Origin of the sequence: Vibrio maritimus (genome assembly GCF_021441885.1) — a bacterium.
GTDB classification, from domain to species: Bacteria; Pseudomonadota; Gammaproteobacteria; order Enterobacterales; family Vibrionaceae; genus Vibrio; species Vibrio maritimus_B.
Genome location: NZ_CP090439.1, coordinates 413,187 through 439,633, shown reverse-complemented (window position 1 = coordinate 439,633; position 26,447 = coordinate 413,187). Strand labels below are relative to the sequence as shown.

The following is a 26,447-nucleotide window of genomic DNA, read 5'->3' as shown; positions in this document are numbered from 1 at the left end:
AATATGGTTTTACAGATGTGGGTATTGATGTGGATCAAAAGTTAAATGAGTACACCTCTCATTTACATTAATTTACAAAGGGTGGCGATTTAGGTGAGAAAAAGACTACAAAACAGTGGGTTAGATTCTGAGTGATAGTGATGAAAAACAGATATAAAAAGGGATGCCTGCTGAGTGGCATCCCTTTTGGATTCTCATTGAACTTGTTAACGAGTGTTAAGCAACCACAATGAAGAATAGGGTTGTAGCAACAATACCGATAAGCGCATATGGGAACTGCGTCGTTGCGTGTTGCATTGACGTACAACCAGAGCCCTGAGCTGAAAGTACTGTTGAATCACTAAAGAAGCATGAGTGGCTACCTGCTGCTGATGCTGAAAGCATTGCTGCAATCGTAAGATGTAGCGGCACACCAATTTGCTCTGCCAGTGGTAGGATGATTGGCATTGCAACCGCAAACGTACCCCATGAAGATGCTGATGCGAATACTAGACCACCTGTAACCAAGAAGATCAGAGCAGGGAAGTACTGAGCAGATAGATAAGGGCTGACCGTCTCGATAACGTATTGCGTTAGACCTAGTGAGTCGTTGACGCTTTTTAGCATAAAGCCGCCAATAACCGTCGCCAAAGGAAGCAACATTACCTTGATGCCGTCATAAACCGCATCAAATAGCTCATTCATCGTTACTAGCTTTTGGAAGCCGTAGAAACAGATGGTGAAGATGATAGCCACAAATACACCTGCAAGTAGGTCGATACCAAAGTACCAAGATGCACCGACTAGCACGACCATAGGCAATAGGAAGTTGATAAGCCCCATTGTTGGATTCGAGTGCGCTTTGATGTCTGAACCAAAATCGATGTCTACAGCACCATCTGGCTTCACTTGACCATTACGTGCACGCTCTTCAGCTTTTTTCATCGCACCGAGGTCCGGCATTTTGCCAATTGCGACTAGGAATACAATACCAAGCGTGACCCAGCCGTAAGCCATGTAAGGGATAGCTTGGATGTACGCCGCAATACCTTGACCTGGTTCTGCTACTTCATTGGCTTCTAGAAGGGAGCTGAAAAAGATAGCCCAAGTAGAGATAGGAACTAGGATACAAATCGGAGCCGCTGTTGAGTCTACGAGATACGCGAGCTTTTCACGTGACACCTTATAGCCATCAGTGATCTTCTTCATTGACGATGAGATCGCAATCGCATTAAGGTAATCATCGATAAAGATCAGGATACCCAAGAAGAAGGTCATAAGCAGCGACTGATTACGGCTCTTAACCTTGTTTACCAGCATGTCACTGAAACTTAAGATACTACCGCCTTTTTCAAGGATTGCGATTAGACCGCCCATTAGGCCACACACCAAGATGATCCAAGCGATGGTCTCGTTCATCATAACATCCATCGAGATGCCAACGATTTGCTCAACCGCGCTTGTTGGGTCAAGCAGCAGCACCCCAGCAATGGTACCGCTGAATAGCGCTTCAACAGTTCGGTGAGTGGTGAGTGCGAACACAAGAACGAGTGATGTTGGCAGCAGTGCGAGCCAACCATAGCTTTCACCTTCGACATGGTTCAATCCAATTGAAGTAAAGGTAATAAACAGGAAGACAATAGTCAGGCTGACCGCCAAATGTTTACTGCTTATTTTGAGCGGCGCCTCCAGCGCCTTTGTCTGCGTAGTCATAAACTAATTCCTTTCGTTATGCAGAGTGAAGCATCCAGTCGATTTCAAGCGGCGTAATAATGCGCTCAAATTCTGCCAGTTCACTTCGTTTGCAAGCGAGATACATATCAATAAAGTCCTGGGAGAAATACGTGCCTAACTCACTGTTATCGAGTTGAGTCAGGGCATCGGACATGCGTGTTGGCAGGTCGATGGCATTTTCACTTAGGGTTGGTGGACACTGTTCTTGGGTATAGTTATCACTCGCTAATACTGCGGATAGTACTACTGCAGCGAGAATGTAAGGGTTAACATCCGCACCAGCGATGCGGTGTTCAATACGACGGTTTTTACCATCGCTAATCGGTACGCGCAGCGCTACTCCTCGGTGGTTCTCACCCCAATCGGCACGTGTTGGTACATAAGCACCTGGTACAAATCGACGGTAAGAGTTCACGTTCGGGCAGAGAAGTGCCATCGCGTCCGGAATTTGGGATAACATCGCTGCCATTGTTTGGAAGAACAATGGACTTGCTGAGTCATCCTCATTATTAGTAAATAGGTTTTCGCCTTGCTCGTTGATGAGGCTGATGTGCATGTGCTGACCGTTTCCTGCTTCTTCGAGGAAAGGTTTCGCCATAAAGGTGGCGTCAAAACCATGCTTGTGCGCGATCTGTTTGATTAGGCGTTTTGAGAAGACGATTTCATCGCAAACACGCAGTACGTCTTTGGAGTGATTGAAGTTGATTTCGAACTGACCTGGCGCGGATTCAGCAAGTGCACCTGCTGTGTTTAAACCTTGGTCGGCGGCTGCGGCGTTCAGTTCTGATAAGAAGTCGGCATAGTCATCGAGGCCATCGACATCATAAACCTCGGTGTCACGTTCTCTTTTATTCTTAGTTGGGTTAATGGCGGTTTGCAGTTCACCATTCTCACCGCGCTCTTTGTCGATAAGATAGAATTCAAGCTCGAGCGCAACGACAGGGAACTGATTTCTAGCGTGTAGGGTTTCCACCATACGTTCAACAATATTGCGGATAAATAGACGATGTGGCGTTTTGCCGTCATCTTCCATCATGGAAAGCAATACCTGCCCCGTCCCTTCTTTGGCCGTCGGTAGCAGTGTTCCAGAAACAGGGAAACAAAGGTTATCTGGTTCACCGAGGTCTTCACCCAATCCAGCCGATTCAACAACAGCGCCTTTGGTATCTAGAGTAATAGTAGAGAGAGGGAGGGCGACACCTTTAGCGAGCTTCTCAAGAGCGTCTACTGGGATGCGTTTGCCGCGAGGCGTGGCGTTAAGATCGGTAAATATGACGTCTACATACTTAATCTCTGGCCAGTTTTGTCGAAAATTTTTAACTTCCTGTAAATAGGTATCCATCTTAACTACTCCTAGTTACCCTGTCTGACTGACGCTAACGTTGTTAGTGTTTAACAAATTGAACACAATAACCATTAGCAAATGAGGGTTTTTGGCTGAATTATAAGTTTAAATTATTGTTTTAATTGTATTTTGTTTAATTTGGCGATTATTTAAACCGTGTTAAACGTTAACTAATTTGTAACAGTTGATCGGCTTTTGCTCAATATATCGAGCGAAATAAGTGCTTTTTTTGACCAAAATAGAGATCGAAATCACGATTTGGCATCTATTTTGAACACCAGTGTTGATAATTATGTACGTGGGTTGTACGGTTTTTGTTAAATAAATCGAACGTGAGTGTGACAATGTCTGAGATAAGAAAACCAATAATAGGACTCGTAAGCTGTAAGAAAGAGCTCGCTGGCTATCAAATACAGGCATTGAATGAGTTCTACTTACAAGCGGTAAAAGATTTCGGTGGTACACCAATCATCTTGCCATCGGCTATAGAAGCGGATGAGTTAGACAGAGTACTGGCTGTTTGTGACGGGCTTCTGTTTCCGGGAAGTCACTCTAATGTAGCACCACACCGTTATAACGGCAGTCATGAAGAGAAGAAGAAAGATGAAGCGCGTGATGAGCTATCCATTCAGCTGATTCGCCGTGCGATTGATATGAACATTCCATGTCTGGGTATTTGTCGCGGCTTCCAAGAAATGAACGTGGCATTGGGTGGTAGCTTAGATCCGGCGGTACATGAATCAGGATATCAAGATCACCGTGAAAATGAGTCGAAAGACTTTACTGAGAAATACGCACCAGCTCACCCAGTATTCGTTGAAGGTGACGGTGTATTTAAAGAGTGGCTGGTGAATGCCAAATGGGAAGATACCAGCAAGTTTGAAGTCAATACCCTTCATAACCAAGGGGTTAAACAGCTCGGTTCAGTACTAAAAGTGGAAGCAAAAGCACCGGATGGTCTTATTGAAGCATTTAGCTTACCGGGGCAAAAATACTTTGTTGGCGTGCAGTGGCACCCAGAATGGGAAGCAAAAAACAATCATTTCTCACAAATTTTGTTTAAAGAATTTATTATGTCAGCTTCCCAGTAATTTAGAGGCTGAATGCATGGACAACCACCAGATTGGTAAAAATATTGCTCAACTAAGAAAAGAGCGCGGACTTTCACAACGAGAACTGGCAGAGCGAGCTGGCATTACACATAGTGCTATCTCATCCATTGAAAATGCCAAAGTGAGTCCTTCGGTGAGTTCTCTGCAAAAAATAGTGAACGTTTTTTCCTTGTCACTTTCAGAGTTTTTTACTCTGGAGCAGCAAGAAAACAAAGAAGTGAAGGTTGTGATTAAGCCGGAAGACTTGATTGAAATCGGTAGTGAAACGGTATCGATGAAACTTGTTAACAACGGTAGCAACAAGCAAGAAATTGGATTTTTGATAGAGGAATACGCTCCAAAAAGCACAACAGGAGCGTCCAATATTAAGCATGACGGAGAGGAAGTCGGCACCGTATTGAGCGGTGAAGTCGAACTAGAGTACAACGGTGAAACCTATCTAATCAAAGAAGGCGAATCCTATGTAATCGACACGACCATCCCACACAAATTTACTAATTACTCCGATAAGGCTTGTAGAATGATAAGTGCTCATACACCAAAAGCATTCTAGCGCCTTGAGGTAACCAAGGAGAGCGTATGAAAACGCAACAACAATGGATTGAACAACGAGAGGCGCAGGTAATTGAACAGCGCGCTTTTCTTAACGGCGAATACACTAACGCTGTCGATGAAACGACACTTGAAGTGGTCAACCCTGCCACGGATGAGATCATCGCGAACATCGCTCGCTGTAAATCTGCCGACGTCGATCTTGCCGTTGAATACGCGAAAAGAGCCTTTAAAAAGGGCGAATGGAGCCAAAGCTCTCCAGCACACAGAAAATCTATCCTGACCAAGTTTGCTGACCTCATCGACGAGAACGTCGAAGCGTTAGCACTACTTGAAACCCTTGATACGGGTAAACCTATTTCTCATAGTGTCTCAACAGACATTCCAGGCGCTGCTAAGTCCATCCGTTGGTATGCAGAGGCTATCGATAAAGTGTACGGCGAAGTCGCTCCAACCGAGAAAGACGTGCACGCGTTCGTGTCTCACCAAGCCATTGGTGTGGTTGCAGCTGTGGTTCCTTGGAACTTCCCATTGTGGATTGGTTGCTGGAAGCTAGGTCCGGCATTGGCTGCAGGGAACAGCGTTATCCTTAAACCGTCTGAAAAGTCTTCGTTGACGGCCATTTTCCTCGGCAAACTCGCCAATGAAGCAGGGATCCCTGCTGGCGTATTCCAAGTGATTACGGGCTTTGGCCATGAAGCGGGTGAAGCGCTCGCTCGTCATGAAGGGGTAGACTGCATTGCGTTTACCGGTTCGACACGTGTTGCGGGCCATCTGATGATCGCATCGGGTGAAACTAACCTGAAACGAGTGTGGGCGGAAGCCGGCGGGAAAAATGCCAATATCGTATTTGAAGATTACGCTGACCTAGATAGAGCCGCAGCAGAAACGGCAGCAGGATGCTTCTACAACCAAGGTGAAGTCTGCGTTGCCGCTACCCGATTGCTAGTACACGAAAGCATTAAAGAAGTGTTCATCGATAAAGTTATCAGCGCCGCTCAAGGCTTTATGCCAAAAGACCCGATGGACCCAACGTCTTCCATGGGCGCGTTAATCGACCGCGAGCATAAAGCGAAAGTACTCGACTATGTAAAACTGGGCCAAGAAGCAGGTGCTGTGGTTCGTTGCGGCGGTGATGTCGAAGGTCAGGGCGCATTTGTTGAGCCTGTGATCCTAGACAACGTCGATAACAGCATGCGTGTTGCCCAAGAAGAGATATTCGGACCTGTTCTTTGTGTCATTCCATTTAAAACAGAAGAAGAAGCCATTGCCATTGCCAACGACTCTCAGTACGGGCTAGGTGCGGCTTTATGGAGTGATAACATCAATCGCGTACACCGCGTCGCTAAGCAATTAGAGGCGGGATCAGTGTGGGTGAACAACTACAACGAGGGCGATATGACCGTCCCATTTGGTGGATTCAAAATGAGTGGTAACGGACGTGACAAGTCTATCCATGCCATTGAAAAATTTACCGAAACCAAAACGACGTGGATTCGTCTCCAACCTTAAGCCCGAAGCTGTAACAACAAGGAATAGAACTATGAATAAACATACAGATTCATACTACGCTCACTCAATTCAGAATGTAAGTGAGTACCCACAACTGCAAGATAATATCGAATGTGATGTTTGCGTGGTTGGTGCAGGTTTCTCGGGACTATCGTCAGCACTGCATCTTTCTGAAAAAGGCTTCAAAGTCGTCGTATTGGAAAATGCCAAGGTTGGTTTTGGGGCTACAGGTCGCAACGGCGGTCAGATTGTAAATAGTTACAGCCGCGATGTGGATGTGATTGAAAGCCGCTACGGTGAGAAGCAAGCAAAAGCTCTGTGTGACATGATTTTCGAAGGTGGCGACATCATTCGCGGTCTTATTGACAAACACAACATCGATTGTGACTTCAAACAAGGCGGTATGTTCACTGCACTAAACAACAAGCAGATGAAAGGCTTGGAAGAGCATAAGAAACACTGGGAACGTTACGGTAACGATAAGCTAAGCCTACTGGATGCAAGTGAAGTTGAAGCTACGGTCGGTACGACAGCTTATAAAGGCGCGCTACTCGACATGAATGGTGGTCACATTCACCCACTAAAACTAGCGCTTGGAGAAGCCGCAGCTATCACAGCTCTTGGTGGTCAAATCTTTGAGCAATCCGGCGTAACGCGTGTGGAAAAAGGCGTGAACCCTGTCGCTCACACAGAAAAAGGCAGTGTAAAAGCGAAGTACATTGTCCTAGCAGGAAATGCGTACTTGGGCGGTTTGGCACCAAACATCAGTAACAAAGCGATCCCTTGTGGTACTCAAGTTGTGGCTACCGAGCCGCTATCAGAAGCGATGTTGAAAGACATCTTGCCATCAGATTACTGTGTCGAAGACTGTAACTATCTGTTGGATTACTTCCGCCTCAGTGCAGATAAGCGTCTGCTGTTTGGAGGTGGTGTAGTATACGGTGCACGTGACCCAGAGAACATTGAAGCCTTGATTCGTCCGAAGATGGAAAAGATCTTCCCGCAACTAAAAGGTATCGGCATTGATTACAAGTGGACGGGTAACTTCCTGCTGACTTACTCCCGTATGCCGCAGTTTGGCTCTTTTGCTGACAACATCTACTACCTGCAAGGCTACAGCGGCCATGGTGTGACTTGTACGCACCTTGCAGGAAAACTGCTCGCTGAAGCACTATCTGGTCACGCTGAACGCTTTGATGCCTTCGCCGACCTTACGCACGTAACGTTCCCTGGCGGTCGCCATTTCGCGATTCCTTTCACGGCGATGGGTGCGGCCTACTATAACTTGCGCGACAAACTCGCAATCTAATCCCAAGAAAATATAAAGACACTACTAGACAAAAAGAAGTGCCTGCAATGACAGGCACTCAGTCAGCCCTAATTGAGAAGAGATAAAGGAAGATCCTATGAGTAAAGTAATCAAATTTGCTGCCCTTCAGTTGACGAAAACTTGGGACCTAGAAGCAAACCTAGAGAAAATTAAAGGTGCGATCCGTGAAGCAGCATCAAATGGTGCTAATGTCATCGTGCCACAGGAGCTCATGGCTGCCCCTTATTTCTGTAAAAAACAAGAATCTAAGTACTTTGAACTAGCAGAAGAGACAGACAACTGTCGCCTAATCAAAGAACTCAGCGCACTCGCAAAAGAGCTCGATGTAGTGATTCCAGTGAGCTACTTTGAGAAAGCAGGCAACACTTTCTTCAACTCCCTTGTGATGATTGATGCTGATGGTTCGGTACTAGAGAACTATCGCAAGTCTCACATTCCAGATGGCCCTGGTTACAGCGAGAAGTACTACTTTAGCCCTGGCGACACCGGCTTTAAGGTTTGGAAGACTAAGTACGGTACGTTTGGTGCAGGTATTTGTTGGGATCAATGGTTCCCAGAGTTAGCTCGCAGCCTAGTATTGAATGGGGCAGAAGCGATCTTCTATCCAACGGCAATTGGCTCTGAGCCACAAGACCTGACACTTGATTCTCGCGATCACTGGCAGCGCACAATGCAAGGTCATTCAGCAGCAAACCTAGTCCCTGTGATTGCGTCGAACCGTGTTGGTGTAGAAGTTGATGACGGCATTGAGACGACTTTTTATGGCTCTTCATTTATCACCGATCACACAGGTGGCAAGCTAGCAGAAGCTCCGCGTGAAGGCGAAGCGATCATCTACGCAGAGATTGATCTTAAAGAGACGACAAAAGCACGTCACGCATGGGGATTGTTCCGTGACCGTCGCCCAGATCTTTATCAAGATGTTCTGAGCCTAGCGAAGTAACGAGGTGACCGATGAAACTCACCACAACACCAAGACAAGATGGGTTCGTATTTCCCGCAGAGTTCGAGCCAATTAGAGAAGTATGGCTAGCTTGGCCTGAGCGCCGCGATAACTGGCGTAACAAAGCCAAGCCCGCTCAGCAAACTTTTGCTGCTGTTGCCAATGCGATTTCTGAGGTCGTGACGGTCTCTATAGCAGTGAGCTCCGCGCAATATGAAACCGCTCGAGCTATGTTGAATAGCTCAGTCAAATTGGTTGAGATGTCGTTTAACGACTCATGGATGCGAGATATTGGTCCAACGGTGGTTGTTAACTCGGCTGGAGAAAGACGCGGCGTGAGCTGGCAGTTCAATGCTTGGGGTGGTGAGTACAACGGGCTTTACGAGGATTGGAGTGATGACGACAAGGTCGCCGCAGCTGTGTGCGATGTCATGGGCATTGACCATTACCGTGCGCCGTTTGTACTAGAGGGCGGAGCGATCCATACCGATGGCGAAGGTACTTTGTATACGACGGAAGAGTGCTTATTGAGCCCTGGTCGAAACCCGAGTCTGTCTAAATCACAAATTGAAGCGCAACTGCGCGAGTATTTGGGAATCGATAAGGTGGTTTGGCTACCAAAAGGCTTATTTAACGATGAGACTGATGGTCATGTAGACAACCTTATCCATGTGGTCGCGCCGGCGAAAGTGGTGCTGAGTTGGACTGATGATCCATTCGATCCTCAATATTCTCTTTCAAGAGAAGCGTTCGCGGCACTAGCCTCACAAACAGACGCAAAAGGTCGCTCGATTGAAGTCATCAAAGTGCCACTACCTGGACCTTTGTTCTACTCTCAAGAAGAAGCGAATGGGATTGAATCGAGCGATGGCATGAATCGCCAAGAAGGGGAACGTTTAAGCGCATCCTACGCCAACTTCCTCATGGTGAATGGGCATATTTTCCTGCCATTACTAGATAGCGACTTTGACGACATCGCCAAAGAAATACTCGCAAAAGCATTACCAGATTACCAAATTGTCGGTATTCCGACGCGTGAAGTCCTCCTTGGTGGGGGTAATATTCACTGTATCACGCAGCAGATACCGGCATAGCTTGTCTGCTTATTCAATGAAAACCAGCTAAAAGATTAGCGCCCAGCCCCTCGCTGGGTTGATGAAACATAAGGAATCACCATGCAGCAAATTGATAACAAGAGCCTATTGTCCTTTATGGTGACGGCAGCGGATGACGCTGTTGAAGTAACAAATCCTGCAACGGCAGAGATCGTTGGCTACGCGCCTCGCTCAAGCGAAGCAGAACTGATGGATGCCATTGAGCGCTCACACATGGCTCAAAAAGAGTGGGCAAAAGTGCCAGCTAAAACACGAGCTGGTCTGCTGAACCGTTGGTTCCAACTTATTCTAGAGAACAAAGATGACCTTGCTCGAATCATGACGATGGAGCAGGGCAAGCCGTTGGCTGAAGCAGCGGGCGAAGTGCTTTATGGGGCGAGCTTTATTGAATGGTTCGCAGAAGAAGCTAAGCGCACTTATGGCGATACGATTCCGGGTCCAACAGCGGATAAGCGTGTAGTCACCATCAAGCAGCCTATTGGTGTGGCTGTTGCTATTACCCCTTGGAACTTCCCAATTGCGATGATCACACGTAAAGCGGGTCCAGCATTGGCAGCAGGTTGTAGCTTTGTGGTGAAACCATCGGATTCTACACCGCTATCAGCATTTGCCGTGGCTGAGCTTGCGTATCAAGCGGGTATTCCAAGAGACGCATTGCAAGTCGTGTTGGGTGAAAGCTCTCGTAAGATTGGCGCAATCTTTACCTCGCATCCATTGATCAGAAAGCTCTCGTTCACTGGTTCTACTCAGGTAGGCAGCGTATTGATGGCGCAATCGGCGAAAGATGTAAAGCGTACTTCTATGGAGCTTGGCGGTAATGCACCGTTCATCGTGTTCGATGATGCTGACATTGATGCCGCGGTACAAGGCGCCATGGCGTCTAAGTTCCGTAACGCTGGACAAACCTGTGTGTGTGCAAACCGCTTTTACGTCCATAGCAATGTCTATGATGAGTTCGTTGCTAAGTTTGATGCTGCGGTACAACAGCTCAAGATTGGTAACGGTCTAGATGAAGGTGTGAACATCGGTCCGGTTATTAACGAAAGTGCAAAAGAAGGTATCCAAGCACTGATCGACCGTGCGGTTGAGCAAGGTGCGACACCAGTAACACCGTTGAAAACTCTAGATGGTTTGTTTATGCAGCCAGTCGTGCTCGAAGATGTTGAGCACAACATGGATATCGTTCAAGAAGAGATCTTTGGTCCGGTTGCGCCTGTGATTCGCTTCGAGACAGACGAAGAGCTTATCGAGATGGCCAACGACACTATCTATGGTCTAGCGAGCTATTTTTACAGCCAAAACATCCACCGCGTATGGAAAGTCGCAGAAGCACTGGAATACGGCATGGTTGGAATTAACGAAGGCATTATTTCTACTGAGGTTGCACCATTTGGTGGTGTTAAGCAGTCAGGCATTGGACGTGAAGGCGCGAAGCAAGGTATCGACGAGTATATGGACGTGAAATACCTATGTTTTGGTGGCAACTAAGCGATAACTTATCAAGGATTAAACAATGAAAAATCAACAACTACACGAAAGAAGAAGCAAGGTTATCGCTCAGGGCATGGGCGCACTGTATCCACTGTACGTTGAAAAAGCAGAAAACGCTCATGTCTGGGATGTCGATGGCAACAAATACATCGATTTCGCGGCGGGCATCGCTGTAACCAACACAGGTCACTCTCATCCGCGTATTACAGAAGCGGTGAAAGCGCAGATTGAGAATTTCTCACACACTTGTGCAATGGTTACGCCTTACGAGTCATTCGTTGAGCTAGCAGAAAAGCTCACTGAGCTTGCTCCTGGTGATACTGAGAAGAAGGCGATCTTCTTAACCACGGGTGCAGAAGCAGTAGAGAATGCGGTAAAAGTAGCGCGAGCGCACACAGGACGTAGCGGTGTTATCGCCTTTAAAGGTGGCTTCCACGGTCGTACTAACATGACTATGGGCCTGACGGGCAAAATCGCCCCTTACAAGGCGGGCTTTGGCCCTTTCCCAAATGAGATCTTCCACGCGCCTTACCCAAATGCGTTCCACGGTATTAGCACTCAAGATAGCTTACAAGCGCTAGAGGATCTGTTTGCTTGTGATATCGAACCAAGTCGCGTCGCGGCGATCATCTTTGAACCTGTTCAAGGTGAGGGTGGTTTCTATCAAGCGCCTCAAGATTTTGCCGAAGCGGTACGTGCACTGTGTGACAAGCACGGAATCTTGTTGATTGCTGATGAGATCCAAACGGGTTTTGCTCGCACAGGTAAAATGTTTGCCACTGAGCACGTTGGTATCGAACCAGATTTGATGACCATGGCAAAAGGGATTGCGGGTGGTTTCCCAATCTCAGCGGTTGTGGGTAAAGCACACGTAATGGACTCAGCACTTCCGGGTGGTCTTGGCGGAACGTATGCGGGCTCTCCACTTGGCTGTATTGCTGGCTTAGAAGTTCTGAAGATCATCGAAGAAGAGCAGCTGTGCGCGAAAGCTCAAGGTATTGGTGAAGTCGTCAACGCTCGCATGACAGCGCTGCAAAAAACGGTTCCTGCCATTGGTGAGATTCGAACAATTGGTGCAATGATGGCGATTGAGTTCACCGACCCAGAGACACAAAAGCCTTTACAAGACGTCACTAAGGCGGTGATCGCCAAAGCCCAAGAAAATGGTCTTATCTTGCTATCGTGTGGTGTGAAAGCAAACGTCATTCGCTTGCTTCCACCATTGACGATTGAATCAGATGTGCTGGCAGAGGGCTTAGACAAGCTAGAAGCCATCATTCTGGATGTAGCGAAGTAACCCCCAAACCTCCACTTTCGCTCCGATAACACAAGCCCCCTCGATTCGAGCCCGAGGGGGCTTTTTTGATCTTCCAACCTTTTTTCTCCTGTGATTTTTTTCAAAGTTTGATCTAGTGCTTATTTATATATTCTTCTACGTTTAAAACTATATAGTTATAAACGTAGTTCTGTTAAATTATCTAGACTCCTCACAGGATCCCAGTGACTTATTCGGATCTTGATAGCGATTTGGCGCAGATGGCTATCAAGATCCCTTTGAAATTTGGTTGGAATACAATGACACAGCAGCACTTTTTACCGATGAGTAACGTGATTCAAACGTATGCGTGGGGCAGCGATACGTCGTTCTCGGCGCTTCTCGGTATCGACAACCCAGAAAACACACCACAAGCCGAACTCTGGATGGGGGCCCATCCCAATGGTTGCTCTCATGTCACGCTAAACAACGAGCAAGTTCGTCTTGATCAGTTGATAGCGGCGAATCCAGAGGCAGTGTTAAGTGCGTCGATCGAACAAGAATACGGTGAGCTACCCTACTTGTTTAAAGTTCTTGCGGCGAAAAGTGCGCTGTCGATTCAAGTTCACCCGAGTAAAAGCCAGGCTGAACAAGGCTTTGCAAAAGAAGACCGTGAAGGGATTCCGAGAAGCAGTGACATTCGTAACTACCGTGACCCAAACCACAAGCCTGAGTTGGTCTATGCTTTAACGCGCTATCAAGCGATGAACGGTTTTCGACCTCATCAAGAGATACTGAGCTACTTTGAAGCGTTAGGTATCGCAGAGCTGTCGGAAATGGTAGAAGGCTATCAAGCCAATCAAAACGCTGAGGGGCTTGAACGCTTCTTCGTAGGAATGCTTAATTTGGAGGAGCATAAGAAGGAAGCCGCGTTAGATAAGCTTCTGACTTATGCCCAAAGCCAATCGGGGAATGAAACCTTTGAGCTCATTGTTTGGCTTGAACAGCGATACCCGGGCGATATTGGACTGTTTGCTCCGTTGATGCTTCACGTATTGACACTTGAGCCGGGAGAAGCCATGTTCCTCCATGCTTGCACTCCGCACGCTTATTGTCAGGGCACAGGGCTTGAGATCATGGCGAACTCAGACAATGTGCTAAGAGCGGGGTTAACACCAAAGCATATTGACGTCGCAGAGCTTGCGTCGTGCACTATCTTTGAGCCAAAAGCTCGCGATGAACTGCTAACCGCACCAAGCTTTGATAATGGCGCAGAGCACTATCCAGTGCCAGTTGGTGACTTCAAGTTTAGTGTGTACGTCAATCAAGCCAACCGAGAGGTAACGGTGACCACGCCTGAAATCCTTCTTGCTTTAGATGCGCCAGTAGAACTGACGCATACTGATGGTGAGACACTAACTATTGAGCGTGGGCAATCGGTATTTATCCCTGCATCTGCGAAAGGTTATAAGGTGAGCTGCTCAGGTAAGTTTGCTCGAGCGTATTGCTGATGTAGTCAGCTGTTAAAAACAAGCCGTTATCCAGTCAATTTTAGGGAGATCGCGATAGATCTCCCTTTTTTACGTTCAAATGAGCAGAAGATAATCAGCATGGATTGCAATTTAGTTACAGATAACTAGTATGTAATTTAAGGATATGTAAAAACTAAAGCACTAGGTACTGTAAAATGGAATTTAGAGTAGCAGAATATGCTGACTTTCAGAGTGTTGCGCAACTTCATGCAGAAAGTTGGCAAACCGCCTATAAGGGCATCATGCGTCAGTCTTATCTTGATGAAACCGTACTTGAAGATAAGCAACTGATTTGGCAAACAAGATTGCTCAATCCACCTTTTAGCCAACACGTATTGGTTGCGGAAGAAGAGGGGAAGCTATTGGGCTTTATCTGTCTTTTTGGTAATCACAATGTGGATTACGGCACTATCATCGATAATCTACACGTTACTCCCGAAGCGCAGCGTCGTGGTATCGCCAAGCAACTGATCATCCAAGCGGTCGAGTGGGCAGAGAAGTTCTATCCTGACAACGGCGTATTTCTTGAAGTATTAGCAGATAACGCTAACGCAATTAAGTTCTATGAATCTTTGGGTGGAAATCGAGAGCTCAAGCAGCGCATGGAATCGCCGTGTGGCAAGTATCTAGATGAGTACCTTTATACTTGGAAGCGACCTGCAGAACTGAGTGAAGGCTGCGGTGTATTAGCATAATCGCTAAATCGGATAGCAAAAAAACGGCGCCTCAAGTGAAGCGCCGTTTTTTATGTTTAGAAATCGATACGGAATACCGATGTCGTGCCACTCACTTCGTTGCCCACGGCAATAAAGTGCTGGCCTTGCCTGGTGAAGTACTTGATAGACTCTGGACCGAGATCGCCCGCTTTTGGATTGTAGGTGTCGTTGTCACAATCACCATCATCCACCTTGGTACAAACAGGTTGGCTGAAGTCACGGTTATTTACGTAGCTTACGAACAGTGCTTGAGATGGTGTGGTAATGTCGTAAACCATGATGCCACCATGACGTTCTAAACCAATAAAGGCGTAGTGACGATCATTGATAGATACGACCTCAATCGCTTCTGGCTCAACGCCTTTATCATCGCTGCGGTCATCCGCAGAGTCGTTGTTGTCATTGGTGCTGTTGAAGTTGACTTTGTCGTTCATCAGGACAATGTTGGCAAACTCGTCACCGCTGTCATACACCCTTTCGCCCTTGTCATTCCAAATAGAGAACGAACGGGCACCAAATGCTTGTACTTTCTGATCGGCAGCAAGTTCACCCTCAGGTTTAATCACCTTTAAGCGCGCAAGTTGTTTGTTGTCTTTGAGTGCTGAAGCAAGCGGGTGGTCGTTAGCAACCTTGAGCTTCTTACCACGAACCTCGTCGATATAAGCAATACAAAAATCTTGTTTCGACTGATAATCAGTTTTCGATTGGTCTTCGTCGCCATCCCACTTGTAACCTAGCTCATCGCATTTTTGTTGTGTGGTATCAAAGCCATACTCTCGACCGTCGCCTTCATTTGCGGTGAGGATATAAGTCTGTCCGTCAACCGTGTAGCTGGCGATGCTGTCAGGCATGTATAGCCCTTCTAGCATTGGGTAACTTTGAAGATTGCCAACTATCTTGTCTTTGTTTGACGCATCGAGTTTAGCGTCTTGCCAAGATTTACCACCCAGTCCATAGATGCCTGTGACTCGCTTTGCACTGACATCAATCGAAGCCAGAGCATTGTTTTCTTGCAGTGCAACAAACAACTGACCATTGTCACCAAAGGCTAGATATTCAGGCTCCAGGTCTTGCGCGACGGTTGCGTTCGGATGGGAGATACGAACGTCTGAAGACAGTTCACCATGACGGACGTTGCCCTCATTGAACTCACGGAAATCAATCTGAGTGACAACCGCATCGAGTGGTCCACTTTTCAGGTCGATTAAGGTTACAGACCCTTCAGGATCGATGGAGTAATCGGCGTTAGGTTCACCCTCATTAGCTGCTGCGATGTATTGACCATCTTTTGAAAAACTGACCATATCTGGCAGTGCACCTGCTGGATAGGTAGTGATCAGCTCAAGAGAGTCTGAGCGGTACAGCGCGATGATGCCTGGCTCTTGCTTGTTTTCGTTTTCAATGGCGACTGCAACCAGACCTTGGTGTGCGGACACGCTGTTTGCTGCGCCGATCGCAATGCCAGACTGAGTCGCTGCTGAGGTTAGATCGATTTGACCTTGCGCACTAGGCTCGCCACTTTCTGAAAGCGATAGAACGTCAACCTTCTTTCCCTGCGCGTTGACGACGTATAGCTTGTCGGTACAGGTGTCATAGCTAACGATCTCGGCTGCTGATGTGCCAAATGGCGCGTCTGCTATTGAAGTGCCGACCAAAGTTAGGCCGCTTACCGACATTTCGCTCGGCTGAGGTTCAATGCGAGTTGTACACTGGATGTTGTATGACTCAACCGCTGAAAAGCTGGTGGCAGTGGATGTTGACGAGTTAGAAGAACATCCTATTAAGGCTGATGTTGCTAGAGCTAATGCAGATAGTGCGAGTGTGTGTTTCATATTTCCTCCTTGAAAGTAGACTCGCCGACTGTAGAGAAGTGGTATGACAGTTTTATGTCGATATTATAACCATCTGATTAAATGACATATTTGACAGCAAACAAGGGAATAAAACAAAGCGAGAGCCTGGGCTCTCGCTTCTCTCGTCTCGGATAGTCGGAGCTATCGCCTTAATGTATTGAATCTCGGTTGATTGCGAACGATTTTGTCATGAACCTGCGTGTAGGTTTGCAGGTAGATGTCGTCAATCTGCTCGGCACACGGAAAACTTTGTGAAAACTCGGGATGCTTATTATCAATAGACAGAGTTGCCGCTTCTATGATGTGGGCAATAAACATACGCGGATCTTCAAGACCAATAGAAAGCCTCATCGTGGTGGGCTTTATACCTGCTTCGGACAGCGCTGAATCACTAAGCTCTGAGTGAGTCGTCAGAGCAGGGCACAGCGCGACTGTGTTGGTTTGCCCAAGGCTGACTTGCATGCCAATCGCAGGTTCAAGCATGTCAAAGAACTGCTTGAACACTTCTCGATTGATAGGTGCTCGATTGCCATTTCCCTCCATGTCGATGGTAAACAGCGCCGCTGGCAAACCGAGATACATGTTCTTCTGACAGTGATGGTAGTTGTCGCTATCAGGCAGAGCAGGGCAAGAGACATTAACATCGGGATGTGCATCGAAGATCTTGGCTAGCGTTAGCGTATTAATCGTTTTTTGCACCACACGCATCTCATAGGTTTTCATGCCGTTGAGTACTTCAAACGCCTTGTCCGCATCGAGGAAAGCCCCCTTGATGTAGTAAACGTTCCAAAACAGCGAGTTATTCCACTCAATAGTAACCTCATCACCGTTGGGTTTAGTGAATGGAACACTCTCGCCTTTGGGGATAAACATGGTTTCGTTTCGACCTATGACCACGCCGGCGGTCGTTGTTCCCGAGCCTGCGAGCTCTTTAGTATACGAGTGAATGACATAGTCAGGGCGCTCCATAACGTCATCGCGTTTAAGCACAGGATGTAGCATTGGCGTACCAACCGTTGAGTCGACAATCACATCCCAACCGAGAGTGTGTGCGGCGCGGCTAATAGCAGCGACATCCAGCACGTATCCGTGAGGGTTGCACGGTGATTCAAGGTAGATATAGATGCGTTTGCCATTTTCTATTCGGTCAGCGTATTTCTCAACTACTTCATCCAAGCGTTTGGCGAAGTCATCACCGGAATAACCATCTACCCATTCAACCGCGACATTGAGATTTGAAGGTTTAGCGAACCAGTCTTCTAGCAATTGATAGGACCCGCCATAGATGTTACGTGACGCCAAAACGATATCTTCATAGCCGAGCAGATGACTCAGTAGACCATCAATCGCCGCCATCCCAGAGTTGAAGTTCCACGCAAGATATTGGTTCGCTCTTTCGCCTGCTTCCAAGTCGACCATGTGGTTGGCGAGAGCAATAGACGTTGGGTTCAGAAGCCTAGAGTAAATGTCATGCAGCGGCTCTTTGCCGTTAAATGCATCTTCAATCCACTCAGTACAAGCGAAAAGATAGGTTGCTGTGCGAGTGATAACCGGGCTCGCTGAGAAAATAGCCGCCACATTGTCAAAAATAGGGTAGGCCCCTTTGGACGCGAAGTTACCATTGTTGGTTGCAATCGACTGATAGGTAGCGCGCATCGGATTTTGCAGATTGTCGAGGATCTTGGCGATCTGGAACGACAAAAATCGCTTGGCATTGAACCAGGCGATACGATCGCTTTTATCAAGATCCGAGAGACCTTCGACCGTAATCGCCCAAAGATCATGAGTTTTGTTGTTCGCCTTGTATAGCGTGGTCGCGAGTTCTACAAGCGACATGCCGTATTCGCTGTTTGGATCGATACCAAAGTGTTTGGCTTGCTCGATAGCCAATGCCTCTGCTTGTTCGTGTTTGGTTGTTTTTCGTAGAGGGCTGAGTTGAGTCGAGGTATTCATATTTCCATCCTTTGTTTTACCTCTTAAAAGTTTAGTGTTATAAAAATGTTAATTATTGCGATGTGCGAACTATTTTAGGGCCTTTGAGCAATTAAATTGCGCGGAAATACAAATTATCGAAGGAACCTGCCAATGGATGAGATTGATAAGAAGATATTGAAAGAGCTTCAAAGCAATGCCCGGCTGAGTAATCAGGAGCTTGCTGATCGTATTGCTCTCTCACCCTCCCCATGCCTACGTAGAGTCCGAGCATTGGAGAAAAAAGGTGTTATCCGCGGTTACCACGCGAGCGTCGATCAAGAAGCGTGTGGTCTACCGATCAACGTGTTTGTGCTGGTTAAATTGGACAAACCAACCGAGGATAATATGCGTGACTTTGAGCATCATATCGACAGCATGGACGAGGTATTGGAGTGTTTTTTGATGACAGGCAATCACGACTACTTGCTGCATGTGGTGAGCGAATCACTAAAAACCTACGAGCAGTTCATTCGTCGTCAGCTCACGCCGCTTAGCAATATCGCTTCGATTGAATCCAGTTTTGCATTCGGGCAAGTTAAGCGAAAAACCAAACTTCCGATTAGCTAGTAGTGGCTTAATCGATCCGTCGATCCGTCGAACCGTCGAACCGTCGAACCGTCGAACCGTCGAACCGTCGAACCGTCGAAATACGAATGTTTACACAGCTTTACATTCCTGACTATCGCCTAACAATTGTAAATTCTTAATAATGTCCTTAGCTTTTTTAAGGAAACATAATCATGTCAAAAAAATTATCAAAACCGACAATTGCTCTTCACTGGTTAACAGGATTAACCTTTATCGGGATCTTCGTACTCGGTAAAGTCTTTGAATCGATGGAGCGTAGTCCAGAAAAATTCGAACTCCTCGGAATTCATAAATCACTGGGTGTGATTTTACTTGTGATCGCCACCACTCGCCTGCTCTGGCGATTTAAAGAGGGGGCGATCGAAAGCGTTGCACCTATGCCAAGACTGCAAGAAATCGCTGCGAAATCTATTCATCACTTACTTCTGTTGGGCACATTACTCATGCCAACGTCTGGCATCATGATGAGCATCGGCGGAGGAAGAGGCATCGATGTGTTTGGTTGGGTTCTGTATGACAAGGGTGACAAGATTGAATGGCTTGGCTCGCTCGGCAGTAACTTACATGGTATTGGCGCGACGGTGTTGATGGTTGCTGTTGCTTTGCATGTACTAGGCGCTATCAAACACCAAGTCGTAGACAAAGATGGCACGCTAAGCCGAATGCTGGGTCGTTAATGATTCTATTGGTTGTCCAACTTTAGAGCTCAGAGAAACACAAGAAAAGACCCCGCCTAGCAGCGGGGTTGGTCAAAGCGGTTGTTACGATTTACGTAAAAAGACCATAAGTTACCAATAGTGAGCCTGTGAAGTCTCAATTAAACAGGCTCTAGGTGTTTTGAATGCGTTCACGGTAACCGGGGGTTAGTTAAACGCACGAGCAAGAACACCATTCCCTTGATATTGGTAATGAGCAGAATCATTGCTGATGAATACCGATTCGCCGTGTTTTAAGACAACTTGGTTGTCTGATGACGATACGGTCACTTCACCTTCTACACAAAACAGTATCTCTGCACTGCGCAAGTATTGACGCTGGACTTCTTGGTTAGACTGAATGATGTCAAACCCAAAGTCATCCACCGGAATAGGGTAACTAAGCCTGCCTGACTTGTTTATAGGATTAAGCCTGATATCTTCTGGTTTGATAGACTGGAATTTAACGTTGTCGATAAGCTCGGATACGTCGATGTACTTCGGTGTTAAGCCTGCGCGCAGAACATTGTCTGAACTCGCCATAATTTCTAAACCAGTTCCTTCGACATATGCATGAGGAGTCTCCGCATGCAAAAACATCGCTTCACCCGGCGCGAGCTCAACCGTGTTGAGCATCAGTGGTGCAAACAAGCCAATGTCATCGGCGTAGTGTTTGTAGAAACTTTGACTATAAGATAAGGCTTCCCTAACCATGACGCTTTTCGCGGGTTTTTGGTAGGCATCGTAAAGCTCTTGTAGTGCTTGTTGCTTATTGTCTCCGCTAAGAGACATGATCTCGGTAAAAAAGCGTTTGAGACCATCACTGGTTTGGTTGCTTGTCAAAGCAGTCACCTGAGGCTCAAGTGCGTCAATACCAATGGATTCAAACAAGCGAACGATGTCTTCGATTGGTCGAAAGCCGTTCATCGCCTTATAGAAAGTAAGCGCATAAACAAGTTCAGGCTTGTGGTTCGGATCCTTGTAATTGCGGTTGGCCGCATCAAGTGGGATACCTTGGGCATTCTCACGCTCAAAGCCGAGCTCAGACTTATGCTTGTTAGGGTGCACCTGAATCGATAATGGTGTTTCTGCAGCAAGCACCTTAAACAAGTACGGAAGCTCTCCAAATCGATTGGTTGTGTAGTCACCGAGGGCTTTTTGCTTGTCACTGGCAATATAGTCTGCGAGTGAAGAGCCAGAGTCTTCAAGCACTGAGCTACCATTTGCATGTGCGCCCATCCAGATTTCAGCCTGTGGTTCATTCTTTGGGTTTTCAATGCCAAATAGCTCAGTGATGGAGGTTTTACTTCCCCACGCATAGTGCTTGATATCATTGCTAAGTTTTACTATAGACATGTGTTTTTCTACCAATCAGCGATGGGTAGCTCCCCCTAGTGAGGGAGCTGGTGGATGTTAGAACTTGATTTGGAAGCTTCGAGCTTGGCAAGGCTTCAGCTCACCGAACGATTGCATCGCTACATTCGTTTCGCGCACTCGTTCATCTAGACTAACTTCTCGCCATGAAGTCACTGGCTGGTTGAAGTCAATTTGGTCTTCGATACTGCCCGTCTCTGCTGGGTTGTAGACACGCAGAATCAGTGCATTGTCATCTTCCGCTTTCTTGAGGACACTCAGAACCGCACCTTTTTTGTCCTTGTTGAGTAGCGAGTAGGTCAACGGCTTATCTTGCTCGCCTACGTTAAGCTTCATCGCGTTGTATGGGATCTTGTTGTAACACTGGATTGGCGTCACATTGTCACGAGCCTCGGCCATTAGGTTGGCGTCGATGTGATTACCCGCAAAACCAAATAGTGCGAACTCACATACAATCTTGCCTCGAGTTTGTGAGTCTGGTGTTGGGATCTTAATACCAGACGGTCGACCTGGGCGAAGCAGCAGGTTTTCTTTACCAAGCACGCCTACACCGCGGAATAGAGTGAGTGCGAAGGTGTCGCGTTTTTCATTACCTTGGCTGGAAATCACTTCGAACTCACGCAGACCATTGGTCATCAGTGCCATGCCGCCAGTTTGGTTTTCTACCGCTGCAAAATTCATAAGCTGGTACACCGGCACTGGTGCTTCCTTCCAGCCCTCTTGCTCCCACACGTCCATTGCAGGGTCGTTAGTTGGACGAGTAATCAAACCAAATTGGTTGTCCGCAACCACAGTCTCAGAAGCAAACGGTGTCGGTACCAGCACGCGAACACGGTGATCGTCGGCTTGGTTGTCCATTTCCATACGAACTTCGATACGACGTGAACCTTGTTTGAGCACTACTTGGCAGTTCATATCAACGAAGCCATTTTGACCTGAGCGCGCTTCGCGTTCTGCAAGGTTTGCTGGCACGTTCATGCGTGTTTTGATGGTCGCAACAGACTGGAAGCCCTCGTGTTTGATGCTGGTATCAACATCAAACTCATCCGAATACAGCAGCCACTCTTGGCGAGATGGTGAGTAGTCGTACTCATCACCATCGTCTGAGCCGTCTTCCACGCGCAGTACTTGGTCGAAAGTCATTTGCGTTTCTTTGTCCAGTACGGTTAGGGTACCGTTGCTGTTCACAGAGATTTGGTAGAACTCATTCTCAAGGTACTCTGACGTCGACTTCACGGCTTTTTGTGCACCGTCTTGGCTACCTTGAATATGCAGCGTGGTAAAGCCCATCGCAGGCACTGTGTATTTGATCTGGATATCGTACTCAATGAATGGGTCGTAGTTACCGTAGTGAACGATTTGACGGTCAATCTTACCAGGGTCAATCACACGCTGGTCTTGAATGAAGTATTCAACTGGGTTGCCTTCATTATCAAATAGGTTGAATTTATCAGCGCGGATAGTGATGGTGGTATTGATCACCTCTTCACGCTCGTATGGTGATAGGTTAAAGAACGCCAGCTTGTCACAGCCCTCGCGCGCTGGCATATGGTCAACGATCTTACGCTTGTAGAAAGTGATCAGGTTGGTGGCCATATCGTCGGCAAGAATGTAGCGGTTCAGGATTTCAGCATGAACTTTGTCTGAGCAGCAGCAACCAATAGAATCGTGGGCATGGTTCTTCATGCTCTCTTTCCACATCTTCTCGATAAGACCGTGGTGGTACTCAAAACCGAGTGTCCAAGCGATGGCAGCGAGTGGCTCTAGGATATTAACGATCTTGTTTTCTACCTCTGCGTGGATCAGCTTGATGTCCATGCGAGTCGAAGAAATGGTGCGGTGAACACGCATGTACTTACCGTCGTTAAACTCACCTTTGATGGTATCTAGGTTGTCACGCTCTTCGCGGATACGGTCGAAGACTTCTTCAAAGCGGCTCATGACGAACTCACGATCTGGGTAGATTTCGCGTAGCTTGTCCATCACCTCAAAGATGTCTTTTTGAATTGGCATCTGGTCGTGACCGTTTGGCAATAGGATGTCTTTGGTCACAGAAGGCTTTTCAAGCACAGGGAAGTATTTATCTAGACGTGCACGCAGACCTTCTTCGTCTTGTGGTAGGTATTTACCAATCGCGTAGCCAAGAGGCAGTACCTGAGCCATGACCTCAGAGCCGTCGTTTGATTGCCACAAGAATTCCGTTTTGTCGGTACCGTGACGCTCAGAGCAGCCGCGCCAGAACATAGCAGTGTCGATATCAAAACCGTTGTAGATCATTGGTAGCTGCGAGCTCATTGAAAATGAGTCTGGCAGGTAGCCGATCTTCATTGGTTCACCCAGCGCAAGACAGTCACGCATTCCGTAAAGCATGTTGCGAACAATGGACTCGCCAGAGACTTGCATGGTGTCAGTTTGTGAGTACCAAGGACCAACAATCAGTTTGCCAGCCTCAACCAGTGCTTTCACTCGCTGTTTATTCTCAGGTTTGATGGCAAAGTAATCTTCAAGAACCGCAGTCTGACCGTCGAGTACGTAGTATTTGTACTCAGGGTCATTTTCCAGACGCTGCATGATTTCTTCCATATTGTTCACAAGCAGAATGCGAGATTCCTCTGTTGTGAAATACCATTCACGGTCCCAGTGCATGTGAGGAGTGATGTGAACGCGAGATGTAGTCATTGTGAGACCCTTTTTAATGCTGTTGAGTTAGGTGCTTTGGTATAGGTAACTCTTAAGAGCGTCCAAACAGTTTCGATACAAATCCAGAAAATCCCGTTGGTTCCTCTTTCTTTTGTGGCTGCGTAGCCGGCTTTGCAGCAGGCGTCGGGTCGACAACTGGTGCAGGTTCTTCGTCACGAAGAAGAGTCATGATCTCATCAACGGTTGTTGCCTTAAGGACGGCTTCGCGCACTTCATCATCGACCAACGTACCGGTAAGCTCGGTTAGTAATTGCATATGAGTCGAACCTGCTTCGGCATTTGGGATAGCGATTAAGAAGATGAGGTTTACGTCTTCCTCTTCATCAATGCCTTGCCACTTGAGATCCTGCTTTAGCGTGGCGACGGCGAATGCGGCTTCTTTTACTGCGTCCGTCTTACCGTGTGGAACCGCAAGCCCCTCTCCGAGAGCAGTGGCTCCATGAGCTTCGCGTTCATAAACTGCTTTCAGATACTCATCTTTGTCGTGGAGCTTGCCTTGTTGATCAAGTTGAGCTGCTAATGATTGGATCGCTTCATCGCGACTCGCAAATGTGGTCTGTAGGTTAATAAGAGATGGGTTTGTTAATGTCGTTAAGTTCATAATCTTGCTTCCGTAATCCAATGCCTGGGTTATGTCTGATTGGCTAATACAACAATAATACCACTACAATACAAATAAAGGGTGATCAATGTCTCATTAAATGCAAAAACCGCATTTGGCTAGAGAGGAAGTATAGATTCTGTAACGTAACTAATTGTTTTGTTACTTTAAGTAGTTGATTTTTATTGGCTCAAGTTGTTGTTTTCATAATGCCTTTCTTGGCTGTATTCAGACAAATATACCTCTAAACAATACAACAAGGATACCTATTTAATACATATGTGAAGAGGGTCACAGATGAGAATCCAAAGCTAGGCAATAATTGACGCATTGAGCAAATCCAATATTGCTTCAATAATTGTAGAAGCGTGAAGAAAGGGACTAAAGATGAAAATCTTAGCGATTACAGCATGTACTGCCGGTGTAGCTCACACCTACATGGCAGCAAAGAATCTAGAGAATAAAGCCGCTGCCCGAGGGTGGCAGATTAAGGTCGAGAAGCAAGGTGCTAACGGCCTTGATGGTCGCATTACCGAGCAAGATGTGGCTGAAGCGGACGGCATCATTTTCGCCACAGATGTGGGCGTTGCCGAAGTAGAGCGCTTCGAAGGGCTTCCGTCTGTTCAAGGCAAAGTGAAAGATGGCATAAAAAAAGCGGATGAGATGCTTGATGCTCTAGAGCAAAAAGTGAAAGCGGGCGGCGCCGCTCCCAAAGCCAATGTTGCCTCTTTCTCAGAGCCAGAAGAGCAAAGTAATGACAACATCGTCGTTAAGTTCCTAAAAGATTGGTATAAAGGTGCACTTTCAGGTGTTTCTCACATTATTCCTCTTGTCATAATTGGCGGTCTTTGTGTAGGTTTGTTGAACCTATTCTTTGGCTACGATTATACCCACCTTTATGATGAAGCTATCCTGATTGAATATACCGGTAAAACCTATGCTGATCTTGGGATCGTAAGCGCGGCCGAAGGGCTTGCTAGCAGTGATATCAGTGCGATTAAGAACGAGGTATATGCAGCAATAGCCCAGCCTGAAGCGAAAGCTCAGTTTGAGTCTTCATTGCAAGGCATTGTCCACTTCCTATATTACAGCACACTGAAAGCATTCAACCCGCTATTGGTTTGTGTTCTCGCTGCCTTTACCGCCTATGGCATGGTTGGTAAACCAGGTTTAGCTCCGGGATTTGTTGGCGGCTATGTCGCCATGGGTGGTGGATTCGGTAAGATCTCCATCATGACGGGCGGCTTCCTAGGTGGCTTAGTCGCAGGTGCGGCGGCGGCGCTGTTTGTGATGTTGATTCGTCAGATAAAAGTACCGGCGGTGCTTGAGTCCGTTAAGATGATCATTATTACTCCGCTACTGGCCGGTATTTGTACGCTGCTGTTTATGTACGTTGGCCCAGGTAAGTTCTTTGCTCAGTTAAACTCTGGCCTTGTTGAATGGCTGACGTCGATGGGTACAAACAACCTATTGATCCTCGGTTTCATCCTTGGTGCGATGGCGTGCTTTGATATGGGTGGTCCGGTAAACAAAGCGGCTTATATGTTCTGTATCGGTGTCGGTACCAGTGGTGACTTCGCTGGCGATGCTTCGATTTTCTATGCGGCGTTTACGGCTGCAAAATGTATCCCTGGTATGTCTCTTGGCATCATGTCAGTATTATTTAAGCGCTACTTCGACAAAGAGGACAGACTGGCAGGGCCGTCTACAGCTATCTTGGGCTTCTGTGGAATCACTGAAGGTGCAATCCCTTACGCTGTAAAAGATCCAATGCGTATCATTCCAGCACATATGATTGGCGGTGGTGTTGCTGCGGGACTTATTCTCTCGTCGAAGATTACTATCGGTACTATCGCAGGTGGTGCGGTATTCATGCTACCGGTTATCGGCGACCCAACGGCTTGGCTACTTTATTTCTTAATTGGTATCGCGGTTTCTATCGCATTGACGATTGCCCTGAAAGCTTTTGGCCCAAGTAAAAAAGCGGTAGTCGAAACAGCATAGTGGGCAAGCATTTTGCTCCCTTTTTCAGGCTCTAGGTTTCCC

At 47.0% G+C, this 26,447-nt stretch carries 19 protein-coding genes and 1 pseudogene; 13 read left to right on the top strand and 7 right to left on the bottom strand.

The genetic code is table 11. The features are described 5' to 3' along the window. Positions 1-216: 216 nt before the first annotated feature. Together LY387_RS18595 and LY387_RS18590 are read right to left on the bottom strand one after the other, a co-directional pair. Positions 217-1,692, bottom strand: coding sequence for a Na+/H+ antiporter NhaC family protein (locus LY387_RS18595; RefSeq protein ID WP_234497322.1), 1,476 nt, complete (start codon positions 1,690-1,692; stop codon positions 217-219). Positions 1,693-1,708: 16 nt separating this feature from the next. Continuing rightward, positions 1,709-3,055 carry a glutamine synthetase family protein gene (locus LY387_RS18590; RefSeq protein WP_234497321.1) on the bottom strand — a complete coding sequence of 449 codons (1,347 nt, stop codon included), beginning with the start codon at positions 3,053-3,055 and terminating at the stop codon, positions 1,709-1,711. 347 nt (positions 3,056-3,402) lie between these two features. Here LY387_RS18590 and LY387_RS18585 point away from each other — a divergent pair, with 347 nt between their 5' ends. From LY387_RS18585 to LY387_RS18540, 10 genes are all read left to right on the top strand, one after another. After that, positions 3,403-4,149, top strand: coding sequence for a gamma-glutamyl-gamma-aminobutyrate hydrolase family protein (locus LY387_RS18585; RefSeq protein WP_042470739.1), 747 nt, complete (start codon positions 3,403-3,405; stop codon positions 4,147-4,149). 16 nt (positions 4,150-4,165) lie between these two features. Beyond that, entirely contained in the window at positions 4,166-4,723 is a 558-nt protein-coding gene (puuR, locus tag LY387_RS18580) for an HTH-type transcriptional regulator PuuR (protein ID WP_042470741.1), read from the top strand. 26 nt (positions 4,724-4,749) lie between these two features. After that, complete coding sequence (locus tag LY387_RS18575) at positions 4,750-6,234, top strand: aldehyde dehydrogenase (RefSeq protein ID WP_234497320.1); 1,485 nt, start codon at positions 4,750-4,752, stop codon at positions 6,232-6,234. A gap of 31 nt (positions 6,235-6,265) precedes the next feature. Continuing rightward, positions 6,266-7,543 (top strand): NAD(P)/FAD-dependent oxidoreductase, encoded by a 1,278-nt coding sequence (locus LY387_RS18570; protein ID WP_234497319.1) that lies wholly within the window; start codon positions 6,266-6,268, stop codon positions 7,541-7,543. A gap of 97 nt (positions 7,544-7,640) precedes the next feature. Continuing rightward, on the top strand, positions 7,641-8,507 hold the full coding sequence (gene aguB / locus LY387_RS18565) for an N-carbamoylputrescine amidase (protein ID WP_234497318.1): 867 nt from the start codon (positions 7,641-7,643) through the stop codon (positions 8,505-8,507). Between the two features lie 11 nt (positions 8,508-8,518). Next, entirely contained in the window at positions 8,519-9,601 is a 1,083-nt protein-coding gene (gene aguA, locus LY387_RS18560; RefSeq protein ID WP_234497317.1) for an agmatine deiminase, read from the top strand. An 81-nt stretch (positions 9,602-9,682) separates the two neighbouring features. Continuing rightward, on the top strand, positions 9,683-11,110 hold the full coding sequence (locus LY387_RS18555; protein WP_234497316.1) for an NAD-dependent succinate-semialdehyde dehydrogenase: 1,428 nt from the start codon (positions 9,683-9,685) through the stop codon (positions 11,108-11,110). A 25-nt stretch (positions 11,111-11,135) separates the two neighbouring features. Then, the gene (gene gabT, locus LY387_RS18550) at positions 11,136-12,410 is read left to right on the top strand and encodes a 4-aminobutyrate--2-oxoglutarate transaminase (protein WP_234497315.1); all 1,275 of its coding nucleotides are present in this window, start codon (positions 11,136-11,138) and stop codon (positions 12,408-12,410) included. Between the two features lie 278 nt (positions 12,411-12,688). Then, entirely contained in the window at positions 12,689-13,879 is a 1,191-nt protein-coding gene (gene manA / locus LY387_RS18545; protein WP_234497786.1) for a mannose-6-phosphate isomerase, class I, read from the top strand. Positions 13,880-14,055: 176 nt separating this feature from the next. After that, positions 14,056-14,595, top strand: a complete 540-nt coding sequence (locus LY387_RS18540) for a GNAT family N-acetyltransferase (RefSeq protein ID WP_234497314.1) — start codon at positions 14,056-14,058, stop codon at positions 14,593-14,595. A 56-nt stretch (positions 14,596-14,651) separates the two neighbouring features. On the opposite strand, the gene LY387_RS18535 is transcribed toward LY387_RS18540, so the two are convergent. Further along, on the bottom strand, positions 14,652-16,448 hold the full coding sequence (locus LY387_RS18535; protein WP_234497313.1) for a choice-of-anchor I family protein: 1,797 nt from the start codon (positions 16,446-16,448) through the stop codon (positions 14,652-14,654). Between the two features lie 162 nt (positions 16,449-16,610). Beyond that, positions 16,611-18,422: a trans-sulfuration enzyme family protein gene (locus LY387_RS18530; RefSeq protein ID WP_234497311.1), complete on the bottom strand. Its 1,812-nt coding sequence runs from the start codon at positions 18,420-18,422 to the stop codon at positions 16,611-16,613. A gap of 132 nt (positions 18,423-18,554) precedes the next feature. Between LY387_RS18530 and LY387_RS18525 the strand changes: the two genes are divergently transcribed. Both LY387_RS18525 and LY387_RS18520 read left to right on the top strand, forming a co-directional pair. Beyond that, positions 18,555-19,010 carry an Lrp/AsnC family transcriptional regulator gene (locus tag LY387_RS18525; protein WP_234497310.1) on the top strand — a complete coding sequence of 152 codons (456 nt, stop codon included), beginning with the start codon at positions 18,555-18,557 and terminating at the stop codon, positions 19,008-19,010. A 173-nt stretch (positions 19,011-19,183) separates the two neighbouring features. Continuing rightward, a complete protein-coding gene (locus tag LY387_RS18520) occupies positions 19,184-19,708 on the top strand; it encodes a cytochrome b (protein WP_234497309.1) in 525 nt (174 codons plus the stop codon). A gap of 186 nt (positions 19,709-19,894) precedes the next feature. On the opposite strand, the gene manA (LY387_RS18515) is transcribed toward LY387_RS18520, so the two are convergent. The 3 genes and pseudogenes from manA (LY387_RS18515) to LY387_RS18505 all read right to left on the bottom strand — a co-directional run. Continuing rightward, positions 19,895-21,082 (bottom strand): mannose-6-phosphate isomerase, class I, encoded by a 1,188-nt coding sequence (gene manA / locus LY387_RS18515; protein WP_234497307.1) that lies wholly within the window; start codon positions 21,080-21,082, stop codon positions 19,895-19,897. Between the two features lie 57 nt (positions 21,083-21,139). Beyond that, positions 21,140-23,779, bottom strand: coding sequence for a mannosylglycerate hydrolase (gene mngB, locus LY387_RS18510; protein WP_234497305.1), 2,640 nt, complete (start codon positions 23,777-23,779; stop codon positions 21,140-21,142). Between the two features lie 178 nt (positions 23,780-23,957). Beyond that, positions 23,958-24,401 (bottom strand): annotated as a pseudogene (locus LY387_RS18505) (fructose PTS transporter subunit IIA); the annotation flags it as partial. Between the two features lie 387 nt (positions 24,402-24,788). Between LY387_RS18505 and LY387_RS18500 the strand changes: the two are divergent. Next, on the top strand, positions 24,789-26,405 hold the full coding sequence (locus tag LY387_RS18500; RefSeq protein WP_234497304.1) for a PTS fructose transporter subunit IIC: 1,617 nt from the start codon (positions 24,789-24,791) through the stop codon (positions 26,403-26,405). Positions 26,406-26,447: the final 42 nt, after the last annotated feature.

Coding starts and splice junctions, on each gene's coding strand:
- puuR (WP_042470741.1), top strand. CDS start 4,166: ATGGACAACCACCAGATTGGTAAAAATATTGCTCAACTAAGAAAAGAG.
- LY387_RS18555 (WP_234497316.1), top strand. CDS start 9,683: ATGCAGCAAATTGATAACAAGAGCCTATTGTCCTTTATGGTGACGGCA.
- manA (WP_234497786.1), top strand. CDS start 12,689: ATGACACAGCAGCACTTTTTACCGATGAGTAACGTGATTCAAACGTAT.
- LY387_RS18595 (WP_234497322.1), bottom strand. CDS start 1,692: ATGACTACGCAGACAAAGGCGCTGGAGGCGCCGCTCAAAATAAGCAGT.
- aguB (WP_234497318.1), top strand. CDS start 7,641: ATGAGTAAAGTAATCAAATTTGCTGCCCTTCAGTTGACGAAAACTTGG.
- LY387_RS18590 (WP_234497321.1), bottom strand. CDS start 3,055: ATGGATACCTATTTACAGGAAGTTAAAAATTTTCGACAAAACTGGCCA.
- aguA (WP_234497317.1), top strand. CDS start 8,519: ATGAAACTCACCACAACACCAAGACAAGATGGGTTCGTATTTCCCGCA.
- mngB (WP_234497305.1), bottom strand. CDS start 23,779: ATGACTACATCTCGCGTTCACATCACTCCTCACATGCACTGGGACCGT.
- LY387_RS18525 (WP_234497310.1), top strand. CDS start 18,555: ATGGATGAGATTGATAAGAAGATATTGAAAGAGCTTCAAAGCAATGCC.
- LY387_RS18535 (WP_234497313.1), bottom strand. CDS start 16,448: ATGAAACACACACTCGCACTATCTGCATTAGCTCTAGCAACATCAGCC.
- LY387_RS18570 (WP_234497319.1), top strand. CDS start 6,266: ATGAATAAACATACAGATTCATACTACGCTCACTCAATTCAGAATGTA.
- LY387_RS18540 (WP_234497314.1), top strand. CDS start 14,056: ATGGAATTTAGAGTAGCAGAATATGCTGACTTTCAGAGTGTTGCGCAA.
- LY387_RS18520 (WP_234497309.1), top strand. CDS start 19,184: ATGTCAAAAAAATTATCAAAACCGACAATTGCTCTTCACTGGTTAACA.
- LY387_RS18575 (WP_234497320.1), top strand. CDS start 4,750: ATGAAAACGCAACAACAATGGATTGAACAACGAGAGGCGCAGGTAATT.
- manA (WP_234497307.1), bottom strand. CDS start 21,082: ATGTCTATAGTAAAACTTAGCAATGATATCAAGCACTATGCGTGGGGA.
- gabT (WP_234497315.1), top strand. CDS start 11,136: ATGAAAAATCAACAACTACACGAAAGAAGAAGCAAGGTTATCGCTCAG.
- LY387_RS18585 (WP_042470739.1), top strand. CDS start 3,403: ATGTCTGAGATAAGAAAACCAATAATAGGACTCGTAAGCTGTAAGAAA.
- LY387_RS18530 (WP_234497311.1), bottom strand. CDS start 18,422: ATGAATACCTCGACTCAACTCAGCCCTCTACGAAAAACAACCAAACAC.
- LY387_RS18500 (WP_234497304.1), top strand. CDS start 24,789: ATGAAAATCTTAGCGATTACAGCATGTACTGCCGGTGTAGCTCACACC.